Raw genomic sequence first — 17409 nt, 5'->3', positions numbered from 1 at the left:
TAATAGCATTTTTTGATGTTTTAGCATTCAGTGTTTTTTTTGCTTTTAAATGCGGAAGGTCAGTGGAGCTGAACGATAATTTTGTAAAGCTGTGATCTATAAACCTTTTCTGCTAAGTGCGTGATAATCACTCAGCTATATTTTTTAATAATGGTAACAATATGAAATACAAGAAGTTTGCGATGGGCCTGCTGCTGCTGGCCGGCTGCCAGATGGCTCAGGCGGAGCAGATTGGTTCCGTGGATACGGTCTTCAAATGGTTAGGGCCGGATCACAAAATTGTCGTCGAAGCCTTTGACGATCCGGATGTGCAGAACGTGACCTGCTATATCAGCCGGGCGAAAACCGGCGGGATCAAAGGCGGGTTGGGGCTGGCGGAAGATACCTCCGACGCGGCCATCTCCTGCCAGCAGGTCGGGCCGATTGAGCTGACGGACAAAATCAAAAACGGCAAAAGCCAGGGCGACGTGGTGTTCCAGAAGCGCACCTCGCTGGTGTTTAAAAAACTGCAGGTCGTGCGTTTCTATGATGCCAAGCGCAATGCGCTGGTCTATCTGACCTACTCGGATAAAGTGGTTGATGGCTCGCCGAAGAACGCCATCAGCGCCGTGCCGATCATGCCATGGAATAAATAAACGGGAGCGCGCATGCAGCAGCCACGGATTTGGTTAGTCGAGGATGAACAGAGTATCGCTGATACCCTGGTTTACATGCTGCAGCAGGAGGGCTTCCAGGTCACCGTCTTTGGCCGCGGGTTGCCCGCGCTGGAGGCGGCGGCGCATCAGGCGCCCGATGTCGCCATCCTTGACGTCGGCTTGCCGGATATCAGCGGCTTTGAGCTCTGTCGGCGCATGCTGACGCGTTATCCGGCGCTGCCGGTGCTGTTTCTGACGGCGCGGAGCGACGAGGTCGATAAGCTGCTGGGGCTGGAAATCGGCGCTGACGATTATATCGCCAAGCCGTTTTCGCCGCGCGAAGTCTGCGCGCGGGTGCGAACCGTGCTGCGGCGGCTGCAGAAGTTTGCCGCGCCTTCGCCGGTGGTGCGCGTCGGCGAGTTTGTGCTCGATGAGCAGGCGGCGTCGATAAGCTGGTTCGGCCAGCCGCTGAACCTGACGCGCTACGAATTCCTGCTGTTGAAAACCCTGCTTCACGCGCCTGGTCGCGTCTTCTCCCGTCAGCAATTGATGGAGCTGGTGTGGAGCGATGCCTGGGAAAGCCTCGACCGTACCGTCGATACCCATATCAAAACCCTGCGCGCCAAGCTGCGGGCCGTGAATCCCGAGGTTACGCCGATCAATACCCATCGCGGCATGGGCTACAGCCTGGGGCGTGGCTGATGCGTATCGGCATGCGCCTGCTGCTGGGCTATTTTCTTATCGTCGCTATCGCCGCGTGGTTTGTGCTGTCGATCTTTGTCCAGGAAGTGAAGCCAGGCGTGCGCGGGGCGACGGAGGGGACCCTCAACGATACCGCCACGCTGCTGGCGGCGCTGGCGCGTGAGGACCTGCTGGCGGCAAATCCGCAGCAGGGCAGGCTGGCTCAGGCCTTTCAACAGCTCAACCAGCAGCCGATCAACGCCCATATTGGCGGAATTAAAAAGGTGCGTAATGAGTACCGTGTCTATCTGACCGATGCCAGGGGCAAGGTAGTGTTTGACTCCAGCGGACAGGCGACAGGGCAGGACTATTCGCGCTGGAATGACGTCTGGCTCACCCTGCGCGGCCAGTACGGCGCGCGCAGTACGCGCAGCGATCCGCATGATGAAACCAGCTCAGTCATGTATATCGCCGCGCCAGTGATGGATAAGGGGCGGATTATCGGGGTGCTGAGCGTCGGTAAACCCAACCTGGCGATGACGCCGGTCATCAAGCGCAGCGAACGGCGGATCCTCTGGGCCGGCGGCGCCCTGCTGGGCATTGCGTTGTTGATTGGCGTCGGCGTCGTCTGGTGGATCAATTTCTCTATCGGCAAGCTGGTGCGCTATGCGGACTCGGTGACCGCTGAGCGCCCGCTGCCGCTGCCGGAGGTTGGCAGCAGCGAATTGCGCAAGCTGGCCCAGGCCCTGGAGAGCATGCGGGTAAAGCTCGAAGGTAAGAATGCCATCGAAAACTATGTCTATGACCTGACCCATGAACTGAAAAGCCCGCTGGCGGCCATCCGCGGCGCGGCGGAGATCCTGCGCGAAGGGCCGCCGCCTGCTGTGGCGGCGCGGTTTACTGATAATATCCTCGCGCAAAACACCCGGATGCAACTGCTGGTGGAGCGGCTGCTCCAGCAGGCGCGACTGGAAAGCCGGCTGGAGATAAAGCCGCAGCCGGTGTCGATAGATGCGCTATACCAACGGCTGACGGAGGAGCGTGACATCGCTCTGGCGGCGAAAGCTATCACCCTGCGCTGGCGGGAGAGTGGGATGCTGGTCAATGGCGATGGCGAGCTGCTGGCCCAGGCGCTGGGTAATCTGCTCGACAACGCGATTGACTTTACCCCCAAGGGCGGCGAGATCGCCCTGGCTGCGGAGAAGCGAAATGAAGAGGTGCAATTGAGCGTTATCGACAACGGGTGCGGTATTCCGGACTATGCCCTGGAACGAATCTTTGAGCGATTCTATTCGCTGCCGCGCGAAGACGGCCATAAGAGCAGCGGCCTGGGACTGGCGTTCGTTCGTGAAGTCGCGCGCCTGCATCACGGCGATATCAATCTGTACAATCGGCCCGAAGGCGGCGTGGTCGCCACGCTGCGACTTCACCGTCCCTTCACATAGCTTCAAATTCCCCCCACATAGCCGCTCTACAGTGAGGCCATCACGATAGGGAGAAAGGCTATGTTGAAATCACCGTTATTCTGGAAAATCACCACGTTAATCGGTTGTGTTGTGCTGTTATCTTTGCCGTTAATGATGGTCAGGGAGCTTATTAATGAGCGGGCGGATTATCGTAGCGAAGTGGTGGATGCCATTGAGCAAAGCACCAGTGGCTCGCAAAAACTCGCCGGGCCGCTGATCGCCATTCCGGTGACCGAGACCCTGACCCGCATGGAGAATCAAAAAGAGGTCAACTATCAGCGGAGCTGGGAGTACTACTGGCTGCCGGAGTCGCTGGCGGTCACCGGCAAACAGACCGTGGAGTCGCGGCGGGTGGGTATCTACAGCGGCCAGGTTTGGCATAACGCCTTGCAGATTAAGGCCTCGTTTGATCCGCTGCGTCTGGCGGCGCTGAGAAAAACGAATATCGTCTTAGGCCCGCCGCGGCTGGTGGTGAGCGTCGGCGATGCCCGCGGTATTGGCGCCATCCATGCCCCGGAGGTCAACGGTAACGTATTAAGCGTGGAGCCGGGGCTGGGGATAAGCGGCGATGGCGCAGGTATTCATATGCCAATGCCTGCGCTGGCGGAGGACAACAAGCCGCTTGAGATTGCCTTTTCACTCGATCTGAACGGGACGGGAGAGTTTTCACTGGTGCCGATCGGGCGTAACAGCGAGCTGCAGTTAACCAGTAACTGGCCGCATCCCGGCTTTCTCGGCAGCTTCCTGCCAACGCAACGGGAAGTGAGTGCTGCCGGCTATCGCGCCCACTGGCAAAGCAGCTGGTTCGCCAACGATATGGGGAGCTATTTTAAGGATGATATGGAGATCCCGTGGTCGCGACTGCCGGCGTTCAGTGCCGATGTGATGTCCCTTGCCGACCAGTACCAGCTAACCGATCGGGCGACAAAATACGCCATCCTGTTAATTGGGCTCACCTTTATGGCCTTTTTCGTGTTCGAGAGCCTGACCCGTCGTCCCCTGCATCCGATGCAATATCTGCTGGTGGGCCTGTCGCTGGTGCTGTTTTACCTGGTGCTGCTGGCGCTCTCGGAGCACGTTGGATTTACCGCCGCCTGGCTGGCGGCCAGCCTGTCCGGCGCGGTGATGAACGGGGTCTATTTACAGGCAGTGCTCAGGGGATGGCGTAACAGCCTGCTGTTTGTCGCCGCGCTGCTGCTGCTGGATGGGGTGATGTGGTTTCTGCTGCATTCCGAGGACAGCGCGCTACTGCTGGGTACCGGGGTACTGGTACTGGCGCTGAGCGTCCTGATGTTTTTGACCCGCCGGGTGGACTGGTATGCGTTATCGTTACCGAAAGGCAGTGCGCCCCCGCCGCCGGCTGCCGATGACGACAAGCTGCGCCTCTGGAAAGAGTGACGACATAAAAAAACGGCGCCCTGAGGCGCCGTTTTCACATCATGGCTGCGGAATAAAACGCATTATTCCTGCAGATCGCCACAGAAACGGTAGCCTTCACCGTGAATGGTGGCGATGATTTCCGGGGTATCCGGAGTGGATTCGAAGTGTTTACGAATCCGACGAATGGTCACGTCAACGGTACGGTCATGCGGCTTCAGCTCGCGACCGGTCATTTTCTTCAGCAGCTCGGCGCGAGACTGAATTTTGCCCGGGTTTTCGCAGAAGTGCAGCATCGCGCGGAATTCACTGCGCGGCAGCTTGTACTGCTCGCCGTTCGGGCTCACCAGTGAGCGGCTGTTGATATCGAGTTCCCAACCATTGAACTTGTAGCTCTCCACGCTGCGGCGCTCTTCGCTCACGGTACCGAGATTCATGGTACGGGAGAGCAGGTTGCGCGCGCGGATGGTCAGCTCACGCGGGTTAAACGGTTTAGTGATATAGTCGTCAGCGCCGATTTCGAGGCCAAGGATCTTATCCACTTCGTTGTCGCGGCCGGTTAAGAACATCAGCGCGACGTCAGCCTGCTCACGCAACTCGCGCGCCAGCAGAAGACCATTTTTACCCGGCAGGTTGATATCCATGATTACCAGGTTGATATCATTTTCAGACAGGATCTGATGCATTTCCGCGCCATCGGTCGCTTCGAATACATCGTAACCTTCTGCTTCGAAAATACTTTTTAACGTGTTGCGTGTTACCAACTCGTCTTCAACGATAAGAATGTGCGGGGTCTGCATGTTTGCTACCTAAATTGCCAACTAAATCGAAACAGGAAGTACCAAAGTCCCTGACCTGCCTGCTGCATGTCGCAAATTAACATGCGCGGCGTAACATGACTAAAGTACGTAATTGCGTTCTTGATGCACTTTCCATCAACGTCAACAACATCATTAGCTTGGTCGTGGGTACTTTCCCTCTGGACCCGACGGTGTCAAAAACGGCTGTCATCCTAACCATTTTAACAGCAACATAACAGGCTAAGAGAGGCCGAACACCCAATAAAACTACGCTTCGTTGACATATATCAAGTTCAATTGTAGCACGTTAACAGTCTTGTGAAATCATTGCATCGTCATGCTCTTTATAGTCACAATCCTTACACAGCTCAACTAGTTGCGTGGATAAATTAATAAATACAGTGAATCCAATGCATGGAACGATGGCTCAGATGAAATTTCATTGCCCATCATATGGATAAATGGGTTCTGTTAACATACTCCTCGTCATGGCCTCCTGAGAACAGTTTAGATTTTTTTATGGGTAAGCAAACGCAATTTTAGTGATTTTTGTTGCAAATTTGTAAATTTTCACCGCGTAAAATGGTGGGGCCAGCGCTTCGCCAACGCCTGAGAGAGAGAAAGAAACCGCAATGCGTTTAACGATTATTTTAGTCGCCCCAGCCCGGGCAGAAAACGTCGGTGCCGCTGCCAGAGCAATGAAAACGATGGGATTTCGCGATCTCAGGATCGTGGACAGTGAAGCCCACCTGGCGCCAGCGGCACGCTGGGTGGCGCATGGTTCAGGTGATATCCTCGATGGCGTCACTACCTATCCAACCCTTGCTGCGGCGCTGCACGACGTCGATTTTACCGTCGCCACCACCGCCCGCAGTCGCGCGCGGTTTCATTACTACGCCACGCCGCAGCAACTGTTGCCGCTGCTGGAGGAGAAGGCGCAGTGGATGACGCACGCGGCGCTGGTTTTTGGCCGTGAAGACTCCGGGTTGAGCAATGAGGAACTGGCCCTGGCCGATGTGCTCACCGGCGTGCCGATGGTAGCGGATTATCCATCGCTCAATCTCGGCCAGTCGGTGATGGTCTACTGTTATCAATTAGCATCGCTTATGCAACAAACGGCTCCCGCCGCCGCCGCGGCAGATCATCATCAGCTGCAGGCATTACGCATCCGCACCGAGGCATTGCTTTCGCGTTTAGGCGTGGAAGAGGATGCCAAACTGGCCGACTGGCTGGCGCAACGAATGGGGCTGCTGCAGCAGCGCGACACGGCAATGTTGCATCGATTGCTGCATGATATTGAAAAAAACCTGCCAGAATAAAGCTCTGTCATATTTTTTGTTTATAGTTATCTGTGCTGTTTTTGTGGGCTGAATTCCGCCGAACTGGATGTTTTTTCTTGCCATGACGGCGCAATACGTAAGCTGGCTGAAATGGGGTTAATTGAGAAATTCATTGACTTAAGAAGGCAGATACTTTAACCAATATAGGCAGGACACACAGACAGATAAAAATACAGAGTACACAACATCCATGAATCGCATCGGCATGATTACCACCATTATCACCACCACCATTACCACAGGTAACGGTGCGGGCTGACGCGTACAGGAAACACAGAAAAAAGCCCGCACCTGAACAGTGCGGGCTTTTTTTTTGACAAGAGATCAAGGGGTAAGAACCATGCGAGTGTTGAAGTTCGGCGGTACATCAGTGGCAAATGCGGAACGTTTTCTGCGGGTTGCCGATATTCTGGAGAGTAATGCCAGGCAGGGGCAGGTAGCGACCGTACTGTCTGCCCCGGCGAAGATCACCAACCACCTGGTGGCGATGATTGAAAAAACGATCGGTGGCCAGGATGCCCTCCCGAATATTGCCGACGCTGAACGCATTTTTGCCGAACTTCTCCAGGGCCTTGCCGATGCCCATCCCGCTTTCCCGCTTGCCCAACTGAAAGCCTTCGTTGAGCAGGAATTTGCTCAGATTAAGCATGTCCTGCACGGCATCAGCCTGCTGGGCCAATGCCCGGATGGGGTTAATGCCGCGCTGATCTGCCGTGGCGAAAAGCTCTCCATCGCCATCATGGCGGGTCTGCTGGAAGCCCGTGGACATAAAGTCAGTGTGATTAACCCGGTCGAAAAACTGCTCGCCGTGGGCCACTATCTGGAATCCACCGTCGATATCGCCGAATCCACCCGCCGCATTGCCGCTAGCCAGATCCCGGCAGACCATATGATCCTGATGGCCGGATTTACCGCCGGCAATGAGAAGGGCGAACTGGTGGTGCTGGGGCGTAACGGCTCCGACTATTCGGCGGCGGTACTGGCCGCCTGCCTGCGCGCGGACTGTTGCGAAATCTGGACCGATGTCGACGGGGTGTATACCTGCGATCCGCGCCAGGTGCCAGATGCACGTCTGCTGAAATCAATGTCTTATCAGGAGGCGATGGAGCTCTCCTACTTTGGCGCGAAAGTGCTGCATCCGCGCACCATTGCCCCTATCGCTCAGTTTCAGATCCCATGCCTGATCAAAAATACCGGCAACCCGCAGGCGCCGGGAACGCTCATCGGCGCCAGTCGCGATGAAGACGACCTGCCGGTGAAAGGCATCTCTAACCTCAACAATATGGCGATGTTCAACGTCTCCGGTCCGGGGATGAAAGGTATGGTCGGCATGGCGGCACGCGTCTTCGCCACCATGTCTCGCGCTGGCATCTCGGTGGTATTGATCACCCAATCCTCTTCGGAGTACAGCATCAGTTTCTGCGTGCCGCAGAGCGATTGCGCGCGTGCCAAACGGGCGATGGAAGATGAGTTTTATCTCGAGCTGAAAGAGGGGCTGCTGGAGCCGCTGGCCATTATGGAGCGTCTGGCCATCATCTCCGTGGTGGGCGACGGGATGCGTACCCTGCGCGGTATCTCGGCGAAATTTTTTGCGGCGCTGGCCCGCGCCAATATCAATATCGTGGCGATTGCCCAGGGCTCTTCCGAGCGCTCTATTTCGGTGGTGGTCAGCAATGACGACGCCACCACCGGCGTGCGCGTGACCCATCAGATGCTGTTCAACACCGACCAGGTGATTGAAGTGTTTGTCATCGGCGTCGGCGGCGTCGGCGGCGCGCTGCTGGAGCAGATCAAGCGCCAGCAGGGATGGCTGAAGAACAAACATATCGATCTGCGCGTCTGCGGTGTAGCCAATTCTCAGGCGCTGCTGACCAGCGTTCATGGCCTGAATCTGGAGAACTGGAGTGAAGCGCTGGCTGAGGCGAAAGAGCCGTTTAATCTTGGCCGTCTGATCCGCCTGGTGAAAGAGTACCACCTGCTCAATCCGGTGATCGTCGACTGTACCTCCAGCCAGGCGGTCGCCGATCAGTACGCCGACTTCCTGCGCGAAGGTTTCCATGTGGTGACGCCGAACAAAAAGGCCAATACCTCTTCGCTGGATTACTATCACCAGCTGCGCCATGCGGCCAGCAGCTCGCGCCGTAAGTTCCTCTATGACACTAACGTTGGCGCTGGCCTGCCGGTGATTGAGAACCTGCAGAACCTGCTCAACGCCGGCGATGAGCTGCGCCACTTCTCCGGGATCCTTTCCGGCTCTCTGTCCTTTATCTTCGGCAAGCTGGACGAGGGGGTGAGTTTCTCAGCCGCGACGGCGCTGGCCCGTGAGATGGGGTATACCGAGCCGGATCCGCGCGACGATTTATCCGGGGTGGATGTCGCGCGTAAACTGTTGATTCTGGCCCGTGAGACCGGGCGTGAACTGGAGCTGTCGGACATTATCGTCGAGTCGGCGCTGCCAGCGGACTTCGACGCCAGCGGCGACGTCGAAACCTTTATGGCCCGTCTGCCCTCGCTGGACGATGGGTTTGCCTCGCGGGTTGCTAAGGCACGTGATGAAGGTAAAGTCTTGCGCTACGTCGGTAACATCGAAGAGGATGGTACCTGCCGCGTGAAAATTGCCGCCGTTGACGGCAACGATCCGTTATTCAAAGTCAAAAATGGTGAGAACGCGCTGGCCTTTTACAGCCACTATTATCAGCCACTGCCGCTGGTGCTGCGCGGCTATGGCGCCGGGAACGACGTCACGGCGGCCGGCGTATTTGCCGACCTGCTGCGCACCTTGTCCTGGAAGTTAGGAGTTTAAGATGGTCAAAGTATATGCCCCGGCTTCCAGTGCCAATATGAGCGTCGGGTTTGATGTGTTGGGCGCGGCGGTCACGCCGGTGGATGGCACGCTGCTGGGCGATAACGTCACTGTTGAAGCGGCAGAGCAATTCAGTCTGCACAATCTGGGACGCTTCGCCAGCAAACTGCCGACGGCGCCGCAGGAAAACATTGTTTATCAGTGCTGGGAAAGCTTTTGCCGGGAGATCGGTAAGACGGTACCGGTGACGATGACCCTGGAAAAAAACATGCCGATCGGCTCCGGGCTCGGCTCCAGCGCCTGCTCGGTGGTCGCCGCGCTGGTGGCCATGAACGAGTTCTGCGGTAAGCCGCTCAACGAGACGCGGATGCTGGCGCTGATGGGGGAGATGGAAGGGCGTATCTCCGGCAGCATTCACTACGATAACGTGGCGCCGTGCTATCTTGGCGGCATGCAGTTGATGATCGAAGAGAACGGGATTATCAGCCAGCAGGTGCCGGGGTTTGATGAGTGGCTGTGGGTGTTGGCCTATCCGGGGATTAAAGTATCCACCGCCGAAGCGCGGGCGATTCTGCCGGCACAATACCGCCGCCAGGATTGTATCGCCCATGGTCGCCACCTCGCGGGCTTTATTCATGCCTGCTACACCCGCCAGCCGCAGCTGGCGGCAAAATTGATGAAAGATGTCATTGCCGAACCGTACCGTACCAAACTGTTGCCGGGCTTTAGCGAAGCGCGCCAGGCGACAATGGAGATCGGTGCGCAGGCTTGCGGCATCTCCGGCTCTGGCCCGACGCTGTTTGCGTTGTGTGATAAACCGGACACCGCACAGCGCGTCGCCGACTGGCTTGGCGCGCACTATCTGCAGAATCAGGAAGGCTTTGTTCATATTTGCCGGCTGGACACGGCGGGCGCACGCGTAGTGGGATAACCAATGAAACTGTATAACTTAAAAGATCATAACGAGCAGGTCAGCTTTGCGCAGGCCGTCACCCAGGGACTTGGCAAGCATCAGGGTCTGTTCTTTCCGCACGATCTGCCGGAATTCAGCCTGACTGAAATCGACGACATGCTGGCGCAGGATTTTGTCACCCGCAGCGCCAAAATTTTATCGGCCTTTATCGGCGATGAGATCCCGCAGGATGTCCTGCAGCAGCGGGTGCGCGCAGCGTTTGCGTTTCCGGCGCCAGTAAGCAAGGTTCAGGACGATGTCGGCTGCCTGGAGCTGTTCCACGGCCCGACGCTGGCGTTTAAAGATTTTGGCGGCCGCTTTATGGCGCAGATGCTGACCCATATCGCCGGCGATAAGCCGGTCACCATTCTCACCGCAACCTCCGGCGACACCGGGGCGGCGGTGGCGCATGCCTTCTACGGTCTGCCGAACGTCAAGGTCGTGATCCTCTATCCGCGCGGTAAGATCAGCCCGCTGCAGGAGAAGCTGTTCTGTACCCTCGGCGGCAACATTGAAACCGTGGCGATTGATGGCGACTTTGATGCCTGCCAGGCGCTGGTGAAGCAGGCGTTTGACGATGAAGAGCTGAAGGCCACGCTGGGGCTCAACTCGGCTAACTCCATCAACATCAGCCGCCTGCTGGCGCAGATCTGCTACTACTTCGAAGCGGCGGCGCAGCTGCCTCAGGAAGCTCGCAATCAGCTGGTGATTTCCGTGCCAAGCGGCAACTTCGGCGATCTGACCGCTGGTCTGCTGGCCAAGTCGCTGGGTCTGCCGATTAAGCGCTTTATTGCCGCCACCAACGCGAACGACACCGTTCCCCGTTATCTGCAGGGCGGCGAGTGGGCGCCAAAAGCTACCCAGGCGACGCTGTCTAACGCCATGGACGTCAGCCAGCCGAACAACTGGCCGCGCGTCGAGGAGCTGTTCCGCCGTAAAATCTGGCGCCTGAGCGAGCTGGGTTACGCCGCGGTCGATGATGAGACCACCAAAGCGGCGATGCGCGAGCTGAAGGCCATCGGCTACATCTCTGAGCCGCACGCGGCGATTGCCTGGCGCGCGCTGCGCGATCAGCTGCAGCCGGGAGAGTACGGCCTGTTCCTCGGTACCGCGCATCCGGCGAAATTCAAAGAGAGCGTGGAAGAGATCCTGCAGGAAACCCTGCCGCTGCCGAAGGAGCTGGCTGACCGCGCCGACCTGCCGCTGCTGTCCCACAATCTGCCGGCGGATTTCGCCGCGCTGCGTAAGCTGATGATGGGCTAGTATTGTCGTTCATCCACCAGCTAAACCGGGCCTGGTGCCCGGTTTTTTTACGCTCGAAGATGGAGATATTGTGTACGAACGAGCAATAAATGCGGCGCACTCTAGATTCAGATTGCAGAGAATAATCAGAATAGTTTTGTGGCGTTAATATTTTGCTATCGGCCCATAACGGGGACGGATAGAAGAGGTCACTTATGACAACGCTGAAATCTGCTTTGCTGGCACTTTCTATATTGCTGGTCGCTCCTGCGTTGGTTCATGCCGACGAAATCACCCTGCTCCCGGCGGTGAAGCTGCAAATCGGCGATCGCGATGATTATGGGCACTACTGGGATGGCGATCATTGGCGCGATCGTGACTGGTGGGCTCACCATTATGACTGGCGTGACGATCGCTGGCGCCCGCATGATGATTATCGCCACCATGATCGCGACGATGATGACGATCAAGGCCATCATGGCCATGGGCACGAGCGGCATCACCACGACGACTGATCATCTTTGCCCCCGCTGAGAGGCCGGGGGCATCGAGGCCTACTGCTCGTGGCGTTTAAACACCAGCTCACCTTTCTCCGAAGCCTCCGCATCAAAGAAATAGCCTTCGCTATTAAAGGCTTTGAGCTGCTCCGGCTGGGTTAAGCGGTTTTCGATAATGTAGCGACTCATCAGACCGCGCGCCTTTTTCGCATAGAAGCTGATCACTTTGAATTTACCGTTTTTCTCATCGAGGAAGACCGGCTTGATCAGCTGACCCTGCAATTTTTGCGTTTTCACCGATTTAAAATACTCATCGGAAGCCAGATTGATGACGATATCGTCGCCCTGAGCCTGCAGCGCCTGATTCAGCTTCTCGGTAATGGTCTCGCCCCAGAACTGGTACAGATCTTTGCCGCGCGGGTTTTCCAGACGGATCCCCATCTCCAGGCGGTAGGGCTGCATCAGGTCCAGCGGGCGCAGCACGCCATACAGGCCGGAGAGCATGCGCAGGTGTCGCTGGGCGAAGTCAAAGTCGTCCTCGGTGAGCGTCTCTGCCTGCAGGCCGGTGTAGACATCGCCCTTAAAGGCAAGGATCGCCTGGCGGGCATTTTGCGGCGTAAAGTCAGGATGCCAGTCGTGGAAACGGGTGGCGTTCAGATCCGCCAGCTTGTCGCTAATGCTCATTAGCTTGCCGATTTGCGGCGCGGTCAGCTTACGAGCGATGCCGATAAGCTGTTGAGAATACTCGAGGAGTTCGGGCTGGGTATAGCGAGTCGTTGCCAGCGGGCTTTGATAATCGAGCGTTTTAGCAGGTGAAATCAGAATCAGCATATCCAGTCCTTGCAGGTAATTTCGACGAATTTTAACAAAAAAAGTGCATGGTGGGATCGATAGCTGCGATTGCCGCGCTATTCGCGCGGCAGTTCATTCCAGGCGCCCGGGGCCAGTTGCTGGTGAATATCCGGGTAGCGGGCGGCATCGAAAGTGGGCTGGATACCCAGCCGCCGCTGGCGCAGATAATCGCTGGCGATAATCCGCACCGTCGGGGAAAGCAGCAGGATGGCCGTCAGGTTGGTCATCGCCATCAGCGCCATGATGATATCCGCGCTCTGCCAGACGACAGGCAGGCTTACCAGGGTCCCCAGCAGCACCATCAGGACGGTGAGTATTCGCAGCCCCCAGATGTAGCGAGGCTTATCCAGACGCAGAAAGACCAGATTATTTTCCGCATACACGTAGTTGGCCACAATAGAGCTAAAGGCGAACAGCAGCACGATGAGGGCGATAAAATCGGCTCCCCAGCCGCCGACCAGCACGCTCATCGCATGTTGCAAGTCCTGAATGCCATTGAGCGTATATTCATTGTCGGGGCGCGGCGCCAGCATGACGATAATCGCGCTGGCAGTACAGATCACGATGGTATCGATAAACACGCCAATCATCTGCACGATCCCCTGCGCTGCCGGGTGCGGCGGCCAGGAGGCGGCGGCCGCGGCGGCGTTAGGCGAAGAACCCATCCCTGCTTCATTGGAGAACATGCCGCGCTGGAAGCCACTGGTCAGTGCCTGGCTGATGGAGTAGCCCACCGCGCCGGCGGCGGCTTCCTGCCAGCCGAAGGCGCAGCGAAAGATGGTGGCAAAAATGGTCGGCAGGGCGGTGACGTGCCACAGGCCGATGAGCAGACTGGTGGCGATCCACAGCAGCGCCATGATGGGCACCAGCCATTGCATCAGGCGCGCCACGCCGCGCAGGCCACGGAGAATGGCCAGGAAAACGAAAATGGCCAGCACGCCGCCGCTGACTGCCGCTGGCAGATCGAACGCATAGTGCAGGGCATGGGCCACCGAGTTGGCCTGCACGGTATTAAAGATAAATCCATAGGCCAGCAGCAGAAGGATCGAAAACAGGACACCCATCCAGCGCATGCCGAGACCGCGCGCCATATACCACGCCGGGCCGCCGCGAAACTGTCCCTGGCTGTCGCGCTCTTTGTATAGTTGCGCAAGAGAACACTCAGCGAAGCTGCTGGCCATGCCGAGCAGGGCGGAAACCCACATCCAGAATACGGCCCCAGGCCCGCCGGCGGCGATCGCCAGCGTCACCCCGGCAAGGTTGCCGCTGCCGACCCGGGCGGCAAGACTGGTACAGAGCGCCTGGAAGGATGTTAAACCGCCCGGCTGCGGGTGCAGGCTTTTTTTCAGACTGCGGCCGAATTTGCGCACGTAACGGAACTGAATACCCCGGGTTTGCCAGCTAAACCAGATCCCCGCCCCCAGTAACAGATAAATCATCACTGAGCCCCAGAGTATTTCATTGATAAATGAGAGAAAATCAGGCATTAAACATCCTCTTGTCCATGCCGGTACGCTTGTGTAAGCGTTACCAATTAAGTGACAATCCTTTCGCTTTCAGCAAATTAAGCGGCACAGTTTATCACACTCTGCGCTCTTCTCTCGTCGGCGGTTGCGCTGACCCGGCAGCGTGTTATCATCTGGGCAGACCGGTTACATCCCCTTAACTGCTGTTTAAGAGAAATATATCATGACGGATAAATTAACTTCTCTGCGTCAGTACACCACTGTCGTCGCTGACACCGGAGATATTGCGGCAATGAAGCTGTATCAGCCTCAGGATGCCACCACCAACCCTTCCCTGATTCTCGGCGCGGCTCAGATCCCTGAGTACCGTAAGCTGATTGATGACGCTGTGGCCTGGGCACGTAGCCAGAGCAGCGATCGCGCGCAGCAGATCCTCGATGCTTCCGACAAGCTGGCGGTGAACATCGGTCTCGAAATCCTGAAACTGATCCCGGGCCGTATTTCCACTGAAGTGGATGCACGCCTCTCCTATGATACTGAAGCGTCTATCGCGAAAGCCAAGCGTATCATCAAGCTGTATAACGACGCGGGCATCAGCAACGATCGTATTCTTATCAAGCTGGCTTCCACCTGGCAGGGCATTCGCGCCGCTGAACAGCTGGAAAAAGAAGGCATCAACTGTAACCTGACGCTGCTGTTCTCCTTCGCTCAGGCTCGCGCTTGCGCCGAAGCGGGCGTCTTCCTGATTTCGCCGTTTGTTGGCCGTATCCTCGACTGGTACAAAGCCAACACCGACAAGAAAGAGTACGCGCCGGCAGAAGATCCGGGCGTGGTTTCCGTCAGCGAAATCTACGAATACTACAAGCAGCACGGCTATGAAACCGTGGTGATGGGCGCCAGCTTCCGTAATGTTGGCGAAATCCTGGAACTGGCCGGCTGTGACCGCCTGACCATCGCCCCGGCGCTGCTGAAAGAGCTGTCTGAAAGCGAAGGCGCCGTTGAGCGCAAACTGGTTTATACCGGCGAAGTGAAAGCGCGTCCGGAACGTATTACCGAATCTGAGTTCCTGTGGCAGCATAACCAGGATCCGATGGCGGTAGACAAACTGGCGGAAGGTATCCGTAAGTTTGCGATCGACCAGGAAAAACTGGAAAAAATGATCGGCGAACTGCTGTAATCCCGCAGGTGGCCGACGCCCGTCGGCCACATTACACTGTCTGTCCCGCCTCCGGCAGTGTATCATTTCGTTTAACGCCACAGTTTGAACGGAATAACCATGAATACCTTACGAATCGGCTTAGTTTCCATCTCCGATCGCGCCTCCAGCGGCGTCTATCAGGATAAAGGCATCCCGGCACTGGAAGAGTGGCTGGCGCGTGCCCTCACCACCCCTTTCGAACTGCAAACCCGCCTGATTCCGGATGAGCAGGTGATCATTGAGCAAACGCTGTGCGAACTGGTTGACGAGATGGGGTGCCATCTGGTGCTGACCACCGGCGGAACCGGCCCTGCGCGTCGCGATGTGACGCCTGACGCAACGCTGGCGATTGCCGATCGCGAGATGCCGGGCTTCGGCGAGCAAATGCGCCAGGTTAGCCTACACTTTGTGCCGACGGCTATCCTTTCCCGGCAGGTCGGGGTGATCCGCAAGCAGGCGTTGATCCTCAACCTTCCCGGACAACCGAAAGCGATTCAGGAGACCCTGGAAGGGGTAAAAGATGCTGACGGCAAGGTACTGGTGCACGGTATTTTTGCAAGTGTACCTTATTGTGTACAGTTGCTGGAGGGGCCTTATGTGGAAACCGATGGCCGTGTGGTAGAAGCATTTCGTCCTAAGAGCGCCAGGCGCGAAACTTTATCCTGAATTTAATGCATTTGTGACATAACCTGCATCGCTGATGGTGTGCCGTTTTATTTACGATATAGTGCTGTTTGCTTTACACGCTATAAATCACGCTGCACACCTCAGGATGAAATCGCGTTATGTCATATGCAAACCGACCGCTAAACCGCCAGGATTATAAAACGCTGACGCTGGCCGCCCTGGGCGGCGCGCTGGAGTTTTATGACTTTATCATTTTCGTTTTCTTTGCCGCCGTCGTCGGTGAGCTCTTCTTTCCCGCAGATATTCCCGAATGGCTCCGTCAGGTACAAACCTTTGGCATTTTCGCCGCCGGTTATCTGGCGCGCCCGCTGGGGGGGATCATCATGGCCCACTTTGGCGATCTGGTGGGACGCAAGAAAATGTTCACCCTCAGCATCCTGCTGATGGCGCTGCCGACCCTGGCGATTGGCCTGCTGCCAACCTATAGCTCGGTGGGCATCGTCGCGCCGTTGCTGTTACTGCTGATGCGTATTCTGCAGGGGGCGGCGATCGGCGGGGAAGTTCCTGGCGCCTGGGTGTTTGTCGCCGAGCATGTCCCGGAAAAACGCATTGGTATCGCCTGCGGTACGCTGACGGCCGGCCTGACGGTTGGCATTCTGTTGGGGTCGGTGGTGGCGACGCTTATCAACACCAGCCTGACGCCGCAGGGGATCCACGACGGCGGCTGGCGGATCCCCTTCCTGCTGGGCGGTGTATTTGGTCTGATTGCGATGTATCTGCGTCGCTGGCTGCAGGAGACGCCGATTTTTCTTGAGATGCAGCAGCGTAAAGCGCTGGCGCAGGAGCTGCCGGTAAAAGCAGTAGCGCTGAAGCACCAGAAGGCGGTGGTGATCTCTATGCTGCTGACCTGGCTGCTGTCGGCAGGCGTGGTGGTGGTGATCCTGATGTCGCCGGTCTGGCTGCAGAAACACTATGGCTTCGCGCCGGCGATTACCCTGCAGGCCAATAGCATCGCCACGATTATGTTGTGCATCGGCTGTCTGCTCGCCGGGCTGGCGGCGGATCGCTTTGGCGCCAGCCGGACTTTCATCGTCGGCAGCCTGCTGCTGGCGGTTGCCAGCTGGGCATTTTACCACCTGTCCGGCGCCAGCCCGCAGCGGCTGTTTCTGCTCTACGGCACGGTGGGGCTCTGCGTCGGGGTGGTAGGGGCGGTGCCTTATGTCATGGTGCGGGCCTTCCCGGCTGAAGTGCGCTTCACCGGCATCTCATTTTCCTACAACCTGTCGTACGCGATCTTTGGCGGCCTGACGCCGATTGCGGTCACCATGCTGATGGGCGTGTCGCCGATGGCGCCAGCCTGGTATGTGCTGGCCCTCTCGCTGATGGGGCTAGGATTAGGTATCTGGCTGCGTCAGGGGATGACGGCGTCGGCGGGATTGCCGGAAGGGGAACTGCAGCGTTGAGTCTGGTTTA

At 57.3% G+C, this 17409-nt stretch carries 17 protein-coding genes and 1 other annotated feature; of the genes, 14 read left to right on the top strand and 3 right to left on the bottom strand.

Going from position 1 to position 17409, the window contains the following annotated elements:
• The first annotated feature begins 161 nt into the window (after positions 1 to 161).
• The 4 genes from creA to creD are packed head-to-tail and all read left to right on the top strand — an operon-like array spanning position 162 to position 4180.
• A complete protein-coding gene (creA, locus tag SP68_RS22010) occupies positions 162 to 635 on the top strand; it encodes a protein CreA (protein ID WP_012542917.1) in 474 nt (157 codons plus the stop codon).
• A gap of 12 nt (positions 636 to 647) precedes the next feature.
• The gene (gene creB, locus SP68_RS22005; protein WP_032731599.1) at positions 648 to 1337 is read left to right on the top strand and encodes a two-component system response regulator CreB; all 690 of its coding nucleotides are present in this window, start codon (positions 648 to 650) and stop codon (positions 1335 to 1337) included.
• Entirely contained in the window at positions 1337 to 2761 is a 1425-nt protein-coding gene (gene creC, locus SP68_RS22000; RefSeq protein WP_040972827.1) for a two-component system sensor histidine kinase CreC, read from the top strand. Before creB ends, creC begins: the two co-directional genes overlap by 1 nt.
• Positions 2762 to 2821: 60 nt before the next feature.
• Positions 2822 to 4180, top strand: coding sequence for a cell envelope integrity protein CreD (creD, locus tag SP68_RS21995; protein ID WP_040972829.1), 1359 nt, complete (start codon positions 2822 to 2824; stop codon positions 4178 to 4180).
• 62 nt (positions 4181 to 4242) lie between these two features.
• On the opposite strand, the gene arcA is transcribed toward creD, so the two are convergent.
• Positions 4243 to 4959, bottom strand: coding sequence for a two-component system response regulator ArcA (gene arcA, locus SP68_RS21990; protein ID WP_002887843.1), 717 nt, complete (start codon positions 4957 to 4959; stop codon positions 4243 to 4245).
• A 95-nt stretch (positions 4960 to 5054) separates the two neighbouring features.
• Here arcA and yjjY point away from each other — a divergent pair, with 95 nt between their 5' ends.
• From yjjY to SP68_RS26975, 7 genes are all read left to right on the top strand, one after another.
• Entirely contained in the window at positions 5055 to 5195 is a 141-nt protein-coding gene (gene yjjY, locus SP68_RS27965) for a YjjY family protein (RefSeq protein ID WP_001541509.1), read from the top strand.
• Between the two features lie 396 nt (positions 5196 to 5591).
• Positions 5592 to 6278 carry a tRNA/rRNA methyltransferase gene (locus tag SP68_RS21985; RefSeq protein ID WP_008807510.1) on the top strand — a complete coding sequence of 229 codons (687 nt, stop codon included), beginning with the start codon at positions 5592 to 5594 and terminating at the stop codon, positions 6276 to 6278.
• A 211-nt stretch (positions 6279 to 6489) separates the two neighbouring features.
• The gene (gene thrL / locus SP68_RS26980) at positions 6490 to 6558 is read left to right on the top strand and encodes a thr operon leader peptide (RefSeq protein ID WP_004222578.1); all 69 of its coding nucleotides are present in this window, start codon (positions 6490 to 6492) and stop codon (positions 6556 to 6558) included.
• Positions 6497 to 6614 (top strand) — a sequence feature (Thr leader region). (Overlaps the previous gene by 62 nt.)
• 25 nt (positions 6615 to 6639) lie before the next feature.
• Positions 6640 to 9102 (top strand): bifunctional aspartate kinase/homoserine dehydrogenase I, encoded by a 2463-nt coding sequence (thrA, locus tag SP68_RS21980; protein WP_040972846.1) that lies wholly within the window; start codon positions 6640 to 6642, stop codon positions 9100 to 9102.
• A gap of 1 nt (position 9103) precedes the next feature.
• Entirely contained in the window at positions 9104 to 10033 is a 930-nt protein-coding gene (gene thrB, locus SP68_RS21975; RefSeq protein WP_008807508.1) for a homoserine kinase, read from the top strand.
• Positions 10034 to 10036: 3 nt separating this feature from the next.
• Entirely contained in the window at positions 10037 to 11317 is a 1281-nt protein-coding gene (thrC, locus tag SP68_RS21970; RefSeq protein WP_008807507.1) for a threonine synthase, read from the top strand.
• Between the two features lie 194 nt (positions 11318 to 11511).
• A complete protein-coding gene (locus SP68_RS26975; RefSeq protein ID WP_012968980.1) occupies positions 11512 to 11811 on the top strand; it encodes a DUF2502 domain-containing protein in 300 nt (99 codons plus the stop codon).
• A 39-nt stretch (positions 11812 to 11850) separates the two neighbouring features.
• Here SP68_RS26975 and yaaA read toward each other — a convergent pair whose 3' ends face one another.
• Entirely contained in the window at positions 11851 to 12624 is a 774-nt protein-coding gene (gene yaaA, locus SP68_RS21960; RefSeq protein WP_008807505.1) for a peroxide stress protein YaaA, read from the bottom strand.
• Positions 12625 to 12701: 77 nt separating this feature from the next.
• Complete coding sequence (locus SP68_RS21955; protein ID WP_016160272.1) at positions 12702 to 14132, bottom strand: alanine/glycine:cation symporter family protein; 1431 nt, start codon at positions 14130 to 14132, stop codon at positions 12702 to 12704.
• 202 nt (positions 14133 to 14334) lie between these two features.
• Between SP68_RS21955 and tal the strand changes: the two genes are divergently transcribed.
• From tal to SP68_RS21940, 3 genes are all read left to right on the top strand, one after another.
• Positions 14335 to 15288, top strand: a complete 954-nt coding sequence (gene tal / locus SP68_RS21950; RefSeq protein WP_004204228.1) for a transaldolase — start codon at positions 14335 to 14337, stop codon at positions 15286 to 15288.
• Between the two features lie 99 nt (positions 15289 to 15387).
• On the top strand, positions 15388 to 15975 hold the full coding sequence (mog, locus tag SP68_RS21945; protein ID WP_008807503.1) for a molybdopterin adenylyltransferase: 588 nt from the start codon (positions 15388 to 15390) through the stop codon (positions 15973 to 15975).
• Between the two features lie 119 nt (positions 15976 to 16094).
• Positions 16095 to 17399 (top strand): MFS transporter, encoded by a 1305-nt coding sequence (locus tag SP68_RS21940; protein WP_016160273.1) that lies wholly within the window; start codon positions 16095 to 16097, stop codon positions 17397 to 17399.
• Positions 17400 to 17409 lie beyond the last annotated feature (10 nt).

This window comes from Klebsiella variicola, from assembly GCF_000828055.2.
Taxonomy (GTDB): domain Bacteria; phylum Pseudomonadota; class Gammaproteobacteria; order Enterobacterales; family Enterobacteriaceae; genus Klebsiella; species Klebsiella variicola.
Note: the sequence above shows the minus strand (reverse complement) of the source record. Positions and strands in the feature narration are given on the sequence as shown.

Bases quoted from the DNA above. Each gene is read 5' to 3' on its own strand.
- creA (WP_012542917.1), top strand. From the start codon at position 162: ATGAAATACAAGAAGTTTGCGATGGGCCTGCTGCTGCTGGCCGGCTGC.
- creB (WP_032731599.1), top strand. From the start codon at position 648: ATGCAGCAGCCACGGATTTGGTTAGTCGAGGATGAACAGAGTATCGCT.
- creC (WP_040972827.1), top strand. From the start codon at position 1,337: ATGCGTATCGGCATGCGCCTGCTGCTGGGCTATTTTCTTATCGTCGCT.
- creD (WP_040972829.1), top strand. From the start codon at position 2,822: ATGTTGAAATCACCGTTATTCTGGAAAATCACCACGTTAATCGGTTGT.
- arcA (WP_002887843.1), bottom strand. From the start codon at position 4,959: ATGCAGACCCCGCACATTCTTATCGTTGAAGACGAGTTGGTAACACGC.
- yjjY (WP_001541509.1), top strand. From the start codon at position 5,055: ATGACTAAAGTACGTAATTGCGTTCTTGATGCACTTTCCATCAACGTC.
- SP68_RS21985 (WP_008807510.1), top strand. From the start codon at position 5,592: ATGCGTTTAACGATTATTTTAGTCGCCCCAGCCCGGGCAGAAAACGTC.
- thrA (WP_040972846.1), top strand. From the start codon at position 6,640: ATGCGAGTGTTGAAGTTCGGCGGTACATCAGTGGCAAATGCGGAACGT.
- thrB (WP_008807508.1), top strand. From the start codon at position 9,104: ATGGTCAAAGTATATGCCCCGGCTTCCAGTGCCAATATGAGCGTCGGG.
- thrC (WP_008807507.1), top strand. From the start codon at position 10,037: ATGAAACTGTATAACTTAAAAGATCATAACGAGCAGGTCAGCTTTGCG.
- SP68_RS26975 (WP_012968980.1), top strand. From the start codon at position 11,512: ATGACAACGCTGAAATCTGCTTTGCTGGCACTTTCTATATTGCTGGTC.
- yaaA (WP_008807505.1), bottom strand. From the start codon at position 12,624: ATGCTGATTCTGATTTCACCTGCTAAAACGCTCGATTATCAAAGCCCG.
- SP68_RS21955 (WP_016160272.1), bottom strand. From the start codon at position 14,132: ATGCCTGATTTTCTCTCATTTATCAATGAAATACTCTGGGGCTCAGTG.
- tal (WP_004204228.1), top strand. From the start codon at position 14,335: ATGACGGATAAATTAACTTCTCTGCGTCAGTACACCACTGTCGTCGCT.
- mog (WP_008807503.1), top strand. From the start codon at position 15,388: ATGAATACCTTACGAATCGGCTTAGTTTCCATCTCCGATCGCGCCTCC.
- SP68_RS21940 (WP_016160273.1), top strand. From the start codon at position 16,095: ATGTCATATGCAAACCGACCGCTAAACCGCCAGGATTATAAAACGCTG.